Origin of the sequence: Bradyrhizobium sp. LCT2 (genome assembly GCF_009931255.1) — a bacterium.
Classification (GTDB): Bacteria; Pseudomonadota; Alphaproteobacteria; order Rhizobiales; family Xanthobacteraceae; genus Bradyrhizobium; species Bradyrhizobium diazoefficiens.
The window spans coordinates 506,895-521,449 of the sequence record NZ_CP034432.1; the positions used below are offsets into that span (position 1 = coordinate 506,895).

Below are 14,555 nucleotides of genomic sequence, written 5' to 3' on the forward strand. Positions count from 1 at the left end.
AATGGGTCCTGGCCTTCGCCAGGACGACGCTTGGTATGACCCCGCCCCCAAACAAAAAGCCCGGCCGCAAGGCCGGGCTTTTGATCTGTTGCGATCGACGCGACGTGGCGCTTACGCCGCCTCGTCGGCGACGGTGGTGTCGTCGCCATCGGTATCGTCGGCATCGCCCTCGGCATCCGCCTCGCCCTCGGTGGCTTCCGCCTTGGCGTTGCGGCGCGGGCTCTTGGCGAGCTGGGCCTCGATCTCCTTGACCGCTTCGGTCTCGGTCGAGTGCTGCACCACCGCGATCTCGCGGGACAGACGATCAAGCGCCGCTTCATAGAGCTGGCGTTCGCTGTAGGACTGCTCGGGCTGCGACTCGGAGCGATAGAGGTCGCGCACGACTTCCGCGATCGCGACGATATCGCCCGAATTGATCTTCGCTTCGTATTCCTGGGCGCGGCGCGACCACATGGTGCGCTTGACGCGGGCGCGGCCCTTGAGCGTTTCCAGCGCCTTCTTCACCAGCGCGGGCTCGGACAGCTTGCGCATGCCGACGTTCGCGACCTTGGCGGTCGGAACGCGCAGCGTCATCTTGTCCTTGATGAAGTTGATGACGAACAGCTCGAGCTTCGCACCGGCGATCTCCTGCTCCTCGATGGCCAGGATCTGGCCGACGCCGTGAGCGGGATAGACGACGAATTCGTTGGCCTTGAAGCCCTGGCGCTGGGTCACGACCTTCTTTTCCTCGACCTTCGGCGCAGCAGCCGCCGGCTTCACGGCCGGCTTGGCAGCGACAGGAGCCTTGGCAGGAGCAGCAACAGAGGCCTTCGGCGCAGCGGGCTTGGCAGCGGGAACCTTAGCAGCAGCAGGCTTGGCAACGGTCGCTTTCGCGGCCGGTTTGGCAGTCTTGTTAGGCATTGCGCTTCTTTTGTTCTTCGAGGACTTTGCAGCCGGCGCCTTAGTCGCGGTCCGACCCTTGGATGCGCTACGGCTGGCCGCGGCGACTTTTTTGGCCTCCTTATGGGAAGCCCTCGCTGAAGTACTCTTTTTACGCGTTTTCTGTGACACAGCCTGCGCGCGGAAATTGCCACGCCCCTGTTCGACATTTGGTTTCACGGGAACCCAGAGGGGCCAACGGGGCTGACGGGGTTCGGCTTAATGTGCCCAATATAGCACATTTCCCGCAAAAATCAATGATTTAGGGGTCTTTAGGCCTGGTTTTCGGCGCGAACGAAGGTATTAGGGTTAAGTTTGGGTCCGAATTAGTCTCCGGAGCCGGGATTCGGAGAAAAATATTTCTCGAACTTGCCCTCCATACCGTCGAATTCCTTGGCGTCGGCGGGTGATTCTTTCTTTTGGGTGATGTTCGGCCAGCTCTTGGCGTAATCGGCGTTGACCGAAAGCCACTTTTCCAGGCCCGGTTCCGTGTCCGGCTTGATGGCGTCGGCGGGGCATTCCGGCTCGCACACGCCGCAGTCGATGCATTCGTCAGGATGGATGACGAGCATGTTGTCACCCTCGTAGAAACAGTCGACCGGGCAGACCTCGACGCAGTCGGTGTACTTGCACTTGATGCAGTTTTCAGTGACGACGTAAGTCATCCAACGCTCCGAAAAGCTCTTTTGAAAGTCGCGGCTTGCGTAGCGCGGATGGCCCGGCGCCGCAAGGTCGGGGACGGCCGATCATGACGGCTTTGCGCGATTGATCGACCAAGAAATGAATTCAAAGCGCAATTAATTGCGCTTTCCTTCGCCGAGCTCCTCGTAGAGCACGCGCGCCGAGGCGGCATCGCCGCGGCGCTCGTTGAAGGCTATCACTTTCAACACGCGCACGGTGCGGTCGAGCGCGATGGTGAGCACGTCGCCCACCTTGATCGCATGCCCGGGCGAGGTCTCGCGCGTGCCGTTGACGCGGACATGGCCGCACTCGACGAGTTCAGCCGCGGAGGTGCGCGCCTTCACCACCCGCGCGTGCCACAGCCATTTGTCGATGCGCTGCCGCTCGGTCGTAGGCTACTCCTTGCGCCCCGCGAGCTGCTCCTTCAGCGCAGCGAGCTTTGCGAAGGGCGAATTGGGATCGACCGGCCGATCGCGCTCGCGCGGGTTCGCGCTCGAGGCGTAGGGACGCAGCGACGGCCCGCCTTGGCGGTCATGGCCCTTGTCGCGGTCGCGGCCACGATTGTCGCGACCCTTGTCGCGATCGCCGCCGAACTTGCCCTTGTTGCGATCGCGATCCTTGTCGCGATCCTTGCCCTGGAAGCTGCGGTTCTTGTCGTCGCGCCCCTCGGGACGCGGCGCGCCGTCGGCACCGCCTTCGCGGCCTTTGCGGAAATCTTTCCGATGCCCGCCATGGCGATGACGCTCGCCGCGCTTCTCGCCGTCGGCTGCTTGCGCGGCCTCGCCTTCGGCGGGCGCAGCACCCGCCTCGGCGCCCGCCTGCGGACGCGGCTGATGATGACGCTGATGGCGATGGCGCTCGTGGCGCGGCTTGCGATCCTCGTGACGGCCGCCGGGACGCCAGACCTCGACGAGCTCCGGCTCGGCGGGCGCGGCAGCGGCCTCGACCGGCGCTGCGGCATCGGGCGATGCGGCAGCTTCGACCGCGGCAGCTTCAGCGGGCGCGGCTTCAAGGCCGGCAGCCTCGGTGGGCGCGGCGGCCTCTTCGGCCGGCGGCGCGATGCCGGGAGCATCTTCGGGCGTGACGGGCGCCTCTAGCGATGCTTCGAGCGCCGGCTCTTGGTGCGCGGGCTCGTCGTGCTGCTCCATGCCGGGCGCGTCTTCGACGGTGACGGCTTCGGCAGCGACTTCGATCGGTGTGTCTGCGGCGACAGCGTCCTCGACCGGTATTTCGGTCGCGGGCGTCTCGGCGGAAGCCTCTGCGCTGGACGCTTCCACAACAGGCGCAACAGGCTTCGGCGGCAGCGGCGGGCGCTTCTCCATGCGATAGCCGAGCGCGCGCAGCACCGAGGCGAAATCTTCGCCCGCGGAGCCCGTGAGCGAGGTCATCGCCTGGGTCACGATAAAGCTGCGGCCGTCGAACGCGCCGGCGGGCTTTTCGCCGGGCGAGTTCTCGCGCCAGGCCAGCGCCGGGCGGATCAGGTCGGCAAGGCGCTCCAGGATGTCGACGCGCACGGCGCGCTCGCCGGCCTGCTTGTAGCCGAGCACGCGATAGGCATCGCGCGGCAGAGCCTTGTCGACCGGGAACGAAGTGCGGCCCGAAGATGCCAGATGCTGCGCGCCCGAGAGCGAGGACAGATCGACATTGTCCTGCTTCAGCGCCCACAGCAGCGCAGCCAGTGCACGCGCGGCGGGCTTGAGCAGGCCGGGGAAATAGAGGTGATAGGCGCCGAAGCGGACGCCGTATTTGCGTAAAGTGGCGCGCGAGGGCTGGTCGAGATCCTTCAGCTCGTTGGCGATCCTGGGACGTTCGAGCACGCCGAGCGCCTCGACCAGCTGATAGGCGATGCCGCGGGCAATGCCGGTGACGTCCTCGGCCTTGGAGAGCTCGAACATCGGCCCGAGCAGCTTTTCGATATGCGTCTTGAGCCAGAGGTCGAGGCGCGCCTGCACCTTCTCGCGCGGGCTGCCGGTCAGGCGCTCGTCCGAGATGATGCGGATGCGCGGATGCAGCGCGTCCTCTGCGGCGGACAGTCGCGCCACGGCGTCGCCGGTCCAGCGGATGGTGCCTTCCGAGGTCAGCACGAACTGCTCGTCCGGCGCGTTGCCCAGCTTTTCGGCGCGCGCGTTGATCTCGCCGGCGAGCACCGCTTGGGCCGCAGCCTGCAAGGCTTTCGCATCGGAGCCGGCTTCCGCCGCATCCGGTGCAAAGGTGAAGCCATCGAGACGGCCGATGACATGGCCTTCGACGATGACTTCGCCGGTCTTGCCGATTTCAGTATTCAAGCTCGTGTTCTCCCGCAGGCGGCGCATCAATACACTGGTCCGGCGATCAACGAAACGCTCAGTCAAGCGTTCATGGAGCGCATCCGATAATTTATTTTCGACCTCCCGCGTAATCCCCTGCCAGTGTTCGGGGTCGGCGAGCCAGTCCGGCCGGTTGGCGACGAAGGTCCAGGTGCGAATCTGCGCGATCCGGCCCGACAGCGTGTCGATATCGCCGTCGATGCGGTCGGCCTGGTCGACCTGGGCCGCGAACCAGGCATCGGGAATGCGGCCCTTCTGCATCAGGAAGCCGTACAGCGTGGTCACGAGCTCGCCATGGGCCGCCGGCGACAGTTTTCGGTAGTCGGGGACCTGGCAGGCCTCCCACAGCCGCTCCACGGCCAGCTTGCCATGTGCTGTATCGCGCACATCGGCGTCGCGGGCGACGTGGTCGAGCACGCGCATGTCCTCGGCGATCGGCGCGCGCGTCAGCGCCTCATGGCCGGGGGAGAGGTTCAGCGACACCTGGAGCGCGCCGAGCGAGGAGAAATCCAGCTTCGAATTGCGCCATTGCAGCATCTTCACGCTGTCGAAGGTGTGGTTCTGCAGCGCGTTGACGAGCTCGGGCTCGAACGGCGCGCAGCGGCCGGTGGTGCCGAACGTTCCATTTCGCGTGGCGCGGCCGGCACGGCCGGCAATCTGCGCGAACTCAGACGGCGTCAGGCGGCGGAACTGGTAGCCGTCGAACTTGCGGTCGGAGGCGAAGGCGACGTGGTCGACGTCGAGATTGAGGCCCATGCCGACCGCGTCGGTGGCGACGAGATAGTCGACGTCGCCGTTCTGGAACATCGACACCTGCGCATTTCTGGTGCGCGGGCTGAGCGAGCCGAGAACGACGGCGGCGCCGCCGTGCTGGCGGCGGATCAGCTCGGCGATGGCGTAGACCTCGTCGGCCGAGAACGCGACGATGGCGGTGCGGCGCGGCTGGCGGGTGATCTTGCGGTCGCCGGCAAATTGCAGCTGCGACAGCCGCGGCCGCGTGATCATGGACACGCCGGGCAGGAGCCGCTCGATGATCGGGCGCATGGTCGCAGCGCCCAGCAGCAGCGTCTCGTCGCGGCCGCGACGGTTGAGGATGCGGTCGGTGAAGACGTGGCCGCGTTCGAGATCGGAGGCGATCTGGACCTCGTCCACAGCGAGGAAGGAGACGTCGAGATCTCTCGGCATCGCCTCGACGGTGGAGACCCAGTAGCGCGGGTTCTTCGGCTTGATCTTCTCCTCGCCGGTGATCAGCGCGACGCTCTCCACGCCCTTGCGATCGGCGATCTTGTTATAGACCTCGCGCGCCAGCAGCCGCAGCGGCAGGCCGATCATGCCGGAGGGATGCGCGAGCATCCGCTCAATGGCGAGATGGGTCTTGCCGGTGTTGGTCGGCCCGAGCACCGCAGTAACGCCCGCGCCGGGTGCGCGCTCGGAGGCGAAGGGGGAAGGGGGAAAAGCCATTCTGTACGATTAGGTAGTGCCGATTTCGGCGAATGTCAGTGCTGTTTGGGGCGGCGCGGCGGCCGGGCGCGAATAGGGCCAGGCGCGAAGCGCTTGGAAGTCACCTCGCCCCGCTTGCGGGGAGAGGTCGGATCGCGAAGCGATCCGGGTGAGGGGACTCTCCACGAACCAGCTATCACCTATTCCGTGGAAGCAGCCCCTCACCCCAACCCTCTCCCCGTAAGAACGGGGCGAGGGAGAAGAAGGAGCCGCCCGAACCTCGCGCAACTGTCTCACTTTGCGACGCTTTTCCCTGTGTCCTTAAGCTTCGGAACGACTCTAGAACGAATCGCGGCCGAATCGCTGACTCCCTGTTGAGTCCTGTTACGTTCACGCAACATGTCGCGGCGCCCTATGCTTGATTGCACTAGATGGAGTTTTGGGCTGCCGCACAAGCGACGTTTCGGTGGCGGGTTCCTTAAAATTGGGGACGGCGCGGAGTCGAATCAGAATCGGGGAGGAGTCAAATGGATTCACGGATCGAGGGCGCCAAAACAAAAACTGCGAAAACAACCCCATGCACAGTAGAAACGGCGCGCGGGCGAAGGGCGGGGTGACGGCGGGTAAGGTGTTGGAGCTGCGTGCCGAATCGCTCCGCTCGTCATTCCGGGGCGCGACGCTGGTCGCGAACCCGGAATCTATCAGGCCGCAAGGTTCGCCTCACCATGGATTCCGGGTTCGCGCCAAGTGGCGCGCCCAGGAATGACGGAGGAATGGTAGCCCGTATGGCGCGGCCTTTACTGCGTCTTCGCGACCCGCGGCGGCTGGGCGGATGTGATGAAGCTGGTGGCTTCGAGCATCGCGGGGCCGAGCGGCGTCGGCACTTTCAGCCAGAACGGAACCAGGATGCGCGTGCCGGCGACCGGGGCGAAGGCGATCTCGATGTTGCGCTGGGCGGCGAGGTATTTGATCACGGGGCGGTCGGGGATGTAGCCGGCGACAGGCACGAAATAGAGCGCGCAGACCACGACCGGGCCGCGATAGCCCTTCTCCGCCTTCACGGTCTCCATGCGCTTGAAATCGAGTTTTAAGTCGTAGCGCATGCGGCCGTCGAACACCGGCGCTGCGTTGTGGCAGGCGTCCGGCGTGACAGGATCGCCGGTGCCGGGCACGCGCAACAGCGAGGCCGTCATCGGATCCCAGACGCCGCGGCGATGCGCCTCGGTGACGACGATACGATCAGGGTCGACCGGCGGCTCCGGCACGATGCCGAACTCCTTCACATTGCCCTTGTCGAGCGTGATGTGGATCTCTTCGGTCTTCTTCGAGGTGGTGGTGGAGGCCTGGTAGCCGGTCGCAACCAGCGCGCCGTTGACGACCCGGCCCTGCGAGGCGCCGGTGCCGGACCCGCCCGCGAACGACTTCAAGAGCCCCGTGGTGCCGCCGGAGGCGGCCGCGGCAAACACGTCGTCCTGGATGTCGATGTTCCAGGCGCCCCGGCCGACCGGAATGCCTGCCAGCGTCGCCTCATACTGCGCCTCGAGCTTGCCTTGCGCGGCGGCCGGCTTCGCCTCCCAGGCGAAGACCAGCCCGCACAGGGCCGCCATGGCCAACCGGGCGGCAGACCGCGGGCTGGCGATACGCGGCTTGGGCGCAAATCGGGAGGAAATGGGCACGAAACGATCCAATCGGGGCGCGACGGTTGTTACTTAAGCCAAAAACCGCCGCAAACAATGTGTTCGGGCGCAACAAGCGCGGAACTCCACCTGATACTTCGGGGGCGAATACGCCCTTTATGTGATGGTAAGGCACTTCAAACATTGCCGTTTTGGTGATCGGGAGGCCGCGGGCTCTGAAACCTCTCCCGCTTGCGGGAGAGGTCGGCGCGTAGCGCCGGGTGAGGGCTCTCTCCCCTTGGGGACACCAACCGTGATAACGACTGCCCCTCCGCGGAGGCACCCCCTCCCCGGCCCTCCCCCGCAAGCGGGAGAGGGAGGACACCGCCCGGGCGGCCTCAAAACCCGCCCCAAAAACTTGACGTCCCGCCGCTTCCCCCCTATACGTCCGCCGCTCCCTGCAAGGACAGAGAATTTGCCCCCGTGGCGCCCCGGATGGCGGCCGCAAATCGTTGGGGGACAGGATAAGGATTTGTGACATGTCTCGCCGCTGCGAACTGACGGCCAAGGGCCCCCTCGTCGGCCACAAGGTCAGCCACTCCAACATCAAGACCAAGCGCCGCTTCCTGCCGAACCTCGTCAACGTGACGTTCATCAGCGAAGCCCTGGAGCGCAACGTGCGCCTGCGCGTCTCGACCAACGCGGTCAAGAGCGTGGACCACAATGGCGGCCTGGACGCCTTCCTGCTCAAGGCCAGCGCCGACGCCCTGTCGCCGCGCGCCCTCGAGCTGAAGCGCGCCATCCAGAAGAAGGTCGGCGTCACCGCGCCGGTCAAGAAGGCCAGCTAAGCGATTTTTTCGAATTGGGCGGGGGCTAAGTAGCGTCGCGTGGCCTAGGCTTAGCCAAGTAGAGTTTTGTGTAGCGGCCGGATCGGAAGATCCGGCCGTTTTTGTTTTTGGGGTGCACTCCCTTCTCTCTCCGTGCTGGCCGGGCTCGACCGGCCGTCCACTTCCTACCTTGAAGGCAGACCGTATTTTCACGGTGCGACTTCACGCGCATACACGCTTGCGCACCCGTTCCGGTTGCTCTTGAATGAGCAGCGAGTCTAAGGGTCCATTTCATGCGTAGTCTGGGTATCGTGGCCCTTTGCGCCGCGTTTGGGCGGCTGCGTTTCGCGCTTCCAATCCACAGCAAGAGGCGACGACAGATCACGGGCACCCGGCGCTCGTGAGTCATAGATCATTTTGATATTGGGAGGCAGCGTGTCCGAAGCCGAACCGCGCGCTCTACACCTTCATACGCTTGCTTCACTCATTGCTGATCTTATTAGCGGCAGATCCGTTTCTATCCGTGGCGGAAAGACTTTCGCCTTGCCGGATGAAAGAACACGCAGCGCACTGGAATGGTACCGCAAGCGCGGCTCGGCTGCATGGACCGCAAATGTAAGCGCAACTCACGCTGAAGATTTGGTCGATAGCATTCTGCTGAAGCCACCTCAACCGCCGCCTCTGCCCGCCCGTCCCGCCAACGCTAACTGTCGGCGCCTCCGACTGAAGAGGGTGGAGGCGCATCGGTTTGCTGGGCTCCACAAATTTGGAACTCCCGGAACCGCCCCTGAAAACTACATCCACGAATTTTCGTCTTCACTCACGCTGCTCGAAGGTAGAAACGGTTCGGGCAAAACCTCATTGCTTAATGCGATCATTTGGGCGCTTACGGGTGAAATGCTCCGTCCGCAACGTGCGCCCGAGGCTGCAGAAGACTTCGAATGCTGGATTGACGCTTCAGCGCCAGGTCAGGAACCCACGGCTCACAAATTGTCGCCCCTTACACCTATGCCGAACGCGGAGCAGTATCGCCCCAACGAAGCATGGGTACCCGCCGACACATGGGTTGAGCTTACATTTGTTGACCAAACTGGAGCTGAATTGCCGATTGTTCGCAGCCAGAGCCGATCTCCGCAAGGAAAGCTGAGGGAGACACCTCCCGACCTATCGGTTCTAGGGATTGATCCCATCGCCGTCAGAATTGGCTCAATTATGCCGGGACTACTTCCACTCATTAAGGTCGGATCAGAATCTGAATTGGGCCGCGCCGTTTCCCAACTTACCGGCCTTTCTGCACTTGTCGACCTAGCGGAACACGCGCGACGGTCGAAGCTCAAAATCGACAAAGAGTTCCTGAAAGCGAAAATGGCTGAACTCGGTCGAGCAGACGCCAATTACACCACCGCAAAGGATGACTTAAGTAACATCTTGCTTGCTCATCCAGCGTTAGCGCCAGTACACGCCGCACCTCAACCATCCGACGCCACAGATATTGAACAAGTTTTGGATGAGATTACCAAGCACTTTGAAGGGGCGAAGGCTTCGGCGTTCGAATCTGCCAGAGATATTCTTGGTGAAAGCTTCGATCCTACGAATCCTGTCCTCATCGCCGATCTGGAAAAAAACATCAGTCGGGCGCTTGAGCGAGCCAGCCGACCTCAAGACCTACCTTCTGCAACACGGCTCGCGGCCTTGCGCCAGGTTGCAGCGGATCAATTGCAAGCAACGGACGATAGAATTCAGAGCATTCTCGCAGAGGCGGAAGCTCTTAATGCTTTGGCTCAGGATCCTTCGAGAGCCGCCCGCATACGCCTCTACGCTCGCGTAGCTACTTGGATCGCCGATCACCCCGATCCAGAACGCAAAGACAACGCTTGCGTCGTTTGTGGTAGCGATCTAGCCGAGGCAAAGGACCCTGTAACAGGCCAATTGGTCAGAATGCACCTGCACGATGCAGCGTCAGATGCGGTTCTCCTTTCGCAAACGATTGGTCGTTGGGCAGAAAACGCACAAGGTGACTTGATGCGAAATTTGCCCGAAGCTCTTCGGGCAGAGATTGCACGAACTCTTCCTGCACATCCGTGTGATCTACTTCGAACAGCAATTGTCGATGAGCTGTTCGACTTCGAGCCATTCAAGGGAGTGTTGTGCGAGCTGAATGCGCAAACCGTTTCTACCTTTGATGACGTCGTTAAAAATCGAGCGCCTCTCGCTAGCGCGACAGAGATCGTCCTCCCACGAGGATGTGATGCACTCAGCGAGGCCTTGAAACGGCTTGATTGCGCCGTTCGCTTTTCCAAATGGCGACAAAACAACGATCTGCTTGCGCGGGAAATCGTGACACGGGTCTTGGGGCGTGCGCCCAAAGAGAGTGAGCCCAGAGAGACGACCACGCTTACGGGGAAGCTTCTCGACCTGCAAGCAACCGCACATGCGGCAAAACCCATCTCTGACGCACTAACTCAATGCGATCGGCTCAAGCGGCACCTAAAGGTTCGCCGCACCGCCGAAACTCGCCTTCGCGAATATCAAACTGCAAGCAAAGCGTTGGGAAATCTCGCTCACTTAGGACTACTCGCTGATCAGCAAGTAGACCACTTGCGTACAATCTTACGATCCGAGGCGGGGGCATGGCGAAAGCGAATCTATCTTGGCGCGTTTCCGGACACCGCCCACGAGTTAATCGACGCAGAGCTTGGTCGTAAAGGCGAGCTGGGTCTTGTCGTTCAGACAGGCGGAGTCGCGGCCCCCGCGCAACATGTGACAAACGCCTCGGCGTTGCGCGCAAGTCTAGTCGCGTTCTTTCTTGCCTTTTGGGAGTACGTGTTGAAAGAGCGTGGCGGGCTCATAACTTTGATCTTAGATGATCCACAAGAGCTCTTAGATGACGAGAATCGAGAGCGTCTTGCCTCGGCGCTAGTTCCACTAGTCGCGTCCGGTGCGCAACTCTTCGTATCATCCTACGACTCGCGCTTTTGCGCGCGGGTTGCCCGCCTTACGGTTCATGGCGGCATCGAACATCTTGAGGTTAATCCGGCAACACGCCTGCAGCCAGTCATCAGAACTACGCCACCACTTCCCGTCATTGAGCGGCGAAGATCGCGATTCGAAGCAGATCCCAATCTAGAGGAGCCCGCTCGGGAGTTCGCAGATGGTTGCCGCATATTCTTCGAGGCGAAGCTCGGTGACATGTTCGACGACCCCGGTTTCGCGGCCTGGACCATCGCCAACCCAGACCCGACCTTAGCAACCTTTGTCCAACGTCTCCGCCCGCTGGTGAAATCCGCTCCACAAGGGATGTTTGGCGCCCTTGTCTTTCGTCGTTTTGTTGACCATCCGGCGCTAGTTGATGGATCTCCTGTCCTTATCCTAATGAACAAGGCTCATCACGGTCGACGTCAAGAGATAAGAGCTGCCGACGTCGCGCAGTGCGCCAACGATTTGAGCGAACTTCTTGAAATCGTCGAAGCCATGTATGAGGAATGTTATCGTTGGCGACGTAGAGACGCGCTGAAGGATCAACCGTTGGCCGAGGCGCAGCCACCTGCGCTTATCCCAATGCCCAATCCTGGCCTCAACGTTTTGGTTTGCCCGGACCTAGCGGCATTTACTCAACATGCGCCGGTGGGAGAATCGCAGTCCTCTCCGGAGCGCCTCGCTCTGAATCTCTTCGATAATACCGTCACATATTTTCTCCGCCGACCCAATTATGGCTTTGCCGCCCCCGTGAATTCGCTGGCTATAGTCCAAGCAATACCGGAGCCGGTCGCTGATCGGAGACTCGTTATAGCCCGATACGGAAGCACGACATATGCGCGCCGCTTAGTGCGCGGTGTGAATTCGGATGTTATTGGGCTTACGGCAGAGATACCCGACCCGCGCTTTAGGGCACCGAAGACCATCTTCCTTCCTGAAACCAGCGTAGCCATTCATCAAGTTGTCGGAATAATCTTCGATCATAACGTAGCGGCTTCGCAAGGTCAGGATGAGGCAATACAAGTCGATGCAAGTGGCGTCCTAAAGCACGTTGAGATCGCCTTTCGCGTGTCTGACGACAGTGCTGTTCCACTAGCTCTTGAAAAACAGGTAGTATTAGGAGGAGCGCGTATTGAGTTGAATGAACTTGGGCAACATAGAGATGCGCTCGTGGCACTGACCCTTGATGACGGGTCGAGCATTTTCAAGCGCGTCGGGGCCGCGTTACCGGTTGAGCTTAATCACCTATGCCAATTCGAAAGCATAGGCGGGCTGGGCTCGTCTCAGGTGCTTTCTATCGGTAAACCACAAAAGGGGTTCCGAACCGTTACAAGCGCGCGGGCAATTATAGGTGTTCTCTATCACGGCTAGTCACATCCAGCAGGTTCGCACTGATGGTGTCCCGTACTTCCGCAAGTGTCCCCTGCGCATCATCGCATCCGGATAGCCGGCACGGGCAACGAGACCAGCGAGAATATCGCCAATGCCTTGAAAGCCAATTCGCCTGCGCAAGACGGACGAGACGTAATGTGGCACTGTTTTATGGATCATGGTGATAAGTGAACTACACCGCGGTCACCGTCTCCCCCTCCCCCCGAAAATCAATGCTCCGCAGCACGATGCCCGGCGGCGTGCCCTCGAACTCCGTCGCGCGGTACTTGCTCACGGCGCGCGCCTCGATGCGGTCGCGCAGGCGGGTGAACTGGGCTTCGCGCTGCTCGGGGCGGGCGCGCACGCCCGGCGTTGGTGTCCCCCGCGCGTTAACCGTCCATTAACCAACGCAGCCTAGCCTGCTGTAATCGTCCAGCCATCATTAGCCCGAAATGCCTTCCCGGTTCGCTCCAGGAGAAGCGCCGATGTGCGTTGCGTTGTTGACGTATGCTGATCTGGGTGCCCGCCTCAATATCTCGCGCGAGGCCGCTCGTTCGCTTGCGAGACGTCGCCGGTTGCCGCGCTCGCGTTCGGATGATGGCAAAGCGCTGGTGAGCGTTGATTTCTCCGAGCTTCGGTACGTGCCCCGCCCACGGCGTTGCCGCCAGGCAGACCCCATCGCCGCCTCCATGGCAAGGATCGAGGCGTTCAAGGCGGAGGCATTCAAGATGGAGGTCGCGCGGCTCGAAGCAGCAGCAACCGGCTACAGGGCGGATTTCGAGCGCGAGCGTGAGCGCGCCGATCGCCTGGCTGTCGAGCTGCTGCAGGCGGGTGCCGAGACGACGGCAGCCAATGCGTGGGCGGCACGACTGGAAGACGAAGTGGCGGCTCTGCGGACCGGTCGCCGGGCCAGCGGCGCGATCGCGGGACGAGCCGCGCTTCGATTGGGACATCTGGCCGCGGCCATCGTGGGCGCAGACCGCGCGGCTCGCAGGTAGCACTTGAACCTTTCTCCACCCCGGCCTGCCGGAGCAACCACGAGGAAAGAATGACTGGCATGACCGATATTCGTGAGATGAAGGCGCGCATTGTCGTGTTCGGGGTCGGCGGCGCCGGCGGCAATGCCGTCAACAACATGATCACCGCCGGGCTGGAAGGGGTCGAGTTCGTCGTCGCCAATACCGACGCGCAGGCGCTTGCAATGTCGAAGGCGACGCGCCTCATCCAGCTCGGCACAACGGTCACCGCAGGCCTCGGCGCCGGCTCGCAGCCGGAATTGGGACGCGCCGCAGCCGAGGAGGTCATCGATACGATCCGCGAGCACCTGACCGGCGCGCACATGGTGTTCGTGACGGCCGGCATGGGCGGCGGCACCGGCACCGGGGCTGCACCGATCATCGCCAGGACCGCGCGCGAGCTCGGCATCCTCACCATCGGCGTGGTCACCAAGCCGTTCTACTTCGAGGGCCAGCGCCGCATGCGCTTTGCCGAAGCCGGCGTCGAGGAGCTGCTGAAGACGGTCGACACCCTCTTGATCATCCCGAACCAGAACCTGTTCCGGGTGGCCAGCGAGAAGACCACGTTCGCCGATGCCTTCGCCCTTGCCGACCAGGTGCTCTATTCGGGCGTGGCCTGCATCAGCGACCTCATCGTCAAGGAAGGTCTGATCAATCTCGATTTTGCCGACGTCCTCTCCGTCATGAAGGAGAAGGGCAAGGCGATGATGGGACGGGGCGAGGCTTCCGGCGAGAAGCGCGTGCTCGCCGCCGCCGTGGCCGCGATCTCCAATCCGCTGATCGAGAATCCCTCGATCAAGCGTGCCAGTGGCCTCATCATCTCCATCACCGGCGGCAGGGATCTCATGCTGTACGAGGTCGACGAAGCCGCGACCCGCATTCGCGACGAGGCCGATCCGGACGCCAACATCATCGTCGGCGCGTCGTTTGACGAAAGCCTCGAAGGCATCGTCCGCGTCTCGGTGGTTGCGACCGGAATCGATAATCTCGATCCGGCGCAGCAGGCGCTACCGGTGGAAACCGCCCTCACCCAGCTCGCCGGCAGGCTGCGCAACGACGGCCGTCGCATCGCCGATCGCATCGAGCGCAGTGCCCCCCTTCCGCAAGCGGCAAGCCCGCCGCTCCGCCCGCAGCCGCACCACCCCGTGGGGCCACCGGCAAGGCCGGGTCTGGACTATGCGCCGCAGGCGGCGCTTCAGCCGCTCGATCCTTACGGCCGCGCCCCTGCGCGCAATCTGCCCGACGAGGCCGCTCTCGATATCCCGGCCTTCCTGCGCCGCGCCGCCAACTGAGCGGTGGCGAAGGAGGTGCGCTCCCTCTCCCGCAAGCGGGAGAGGTTCGAACGAGCCCGCGGCCAGTCGATTCGACTTAAAGCCATTCCGCTTTAGGTCCAGGGTGCGATGA

Annotated in this window: 10 protein-coding genes; 4 read left to right on the forward strand and 6 right to left on the reverse strand. The window is 62.6% G+C overall.

Annotated elements, in window-relative coordinates; all coding sequences use genetic code 11:
• Positions 1-111: 111 nt before the first annotated feature.
• The 5 genes from EI171_RS03205 to EI171_RS03225 all read right to left on the reverse strand — a co-directional run bounded on the left by EI171_RS03205 (position 112) and on the right by EI171_RS03225 (position 6,952).
• Positions 112-900 carry a CarD family transcriptional regulator gene (locus tag EI171_RS03205; protein WP_161532582.1) on the reverse strand — a complete coding sequence of 263 codons (789 nt, stop codon included), beginning with the start codon at positions 898-900 and terminating at the stop codon, positions 112-114.
• Positions 901-1,244: 344 nt separating this feature from the next.
• On the reverse strand, positions 1,245-1,583 hold the full coding sequence (gene fdxA / locus EI171_RS03210; protein ID WP_011082989.1) for a ferredoxin FdxA: 339 nt from the start codon (positions 1,581-1,583) through the stop codon (positions 1,245-1,247).
• A 132-nt stretch (positions 1,584-1,715) separates the two neighbouring features.
• Positions 1,716-1,973 (reverse strand): RNA-binding S4 domain-containing protein, encoded by a 258-nt coding sequence (locus tag EI171_RS03215; protein ID WP_161536912.1) that lies wholly within the window; start codon positions 1,971-1,973, stop codon positions 1,716-1,718.
• Between the two features lie 21 nt (positions 1,974-1,994).
• On the reverse strand, positions 1,995-5,366 hold the full coding sequence (locus EI171_RS03220) for a helicase-related protein (protein WP_161532583.1): 3,372 nt from the start codon (positions 5,364-5,366) through the stop codon (positions 1,995-1,997).
• A gap of 776 nt (positions 5,367-6,142) precedes the next feature.
• On the reverse strand, positions 6,143-6,952 hold the full coding sequence (locus EI171_RS03225) for a DUF3108 domain-containing protein (RefSeq protein WP_038966645.1): 810 nt from the start codon (positions 6,950-6,952) through the stop codon (positions 6,143-6,145).
• 548 nt (positions 6,953-7,500) lie between these two features.
• On the opposite strand from EI171_RS03225, the gene rpmB reads away from it, so the two are divergent.
• The gene (gene rpmB, locus EI171_RS03230; RefSeq protein ID WP_011082994.1) at positions 7,501-7,809 is read left to right on the forward strand and encodes a 50S ribosomal protein L28; all 309 of its coding nucleotides are present in this window, start codon (positions 7,501-7,503) and stop codon (positions 7,807-7,809) included.
• Between the two features lie 414 nt (positions 7,810-8,223).
• Complete coding sequence (locus EI171_RS03235; protein WP_161532584.1) at positions 8,224-12,135, forward strand: ATP-binding protein; 3,912 nt, start codon at positions 8,224-8,226, stop codon at positions 12,133-12,135.
• Positions 12,136-12,328: 193 nt separating this feature from the next.
• On the opposite strand, the gene EI171_RS03240 is transcribed toward EI171_RS03235, so the two are convergent.
• Positions 12,329-12,499: a DUF1488 family protein gene (locus tag EI171_RS03240; RefSeq protein ID WP_202633099.1), complete on the reverse strand. Its 171-nt coding sequence runs from the start codon at positions 12,497-12,499 to the stop codon at positions 12,329-12,331.
• Positions 12,500-12,620: 121 nt separating this feature from the next.
• Between EI171_RS03240 and EI171_RS03245 the strand changes: the two genes are divergently transcribed.
• Together EI171_RS03245 and ftsZ are read left to right on the forward strand one after the other, a co-directional pair.
• Positions 12,621-13,133 carry a hypothetical protein gene (locus tag EI171_RS03245; RefSeq protein ID WP_161532585.1) on the forward strand — a complete coding sequence of 171 codons (513 nt, stop codon included), beginning with the start codon at positions 12,621-12,623 and terminating at the stop codon, positions 13,131-13,133.
• A 50-nt stretch (positions 13,134-13,183) separates the two neighbouring features.
• The gene (gene ftsZ / locus EI171_RS03250; protein WP_161532586.1) at positions 13,184-14,443 is read left to right on the forward strand and encodes a cell division protein FtsZ; all 1,260 of its coding nucleotides are present in this window, start codon (positions 13,184-13,186) and stop codon (positions 14,441-14,443) included.
• Positions 14,444-14,555: the final 112 nt, after the last annotated feature.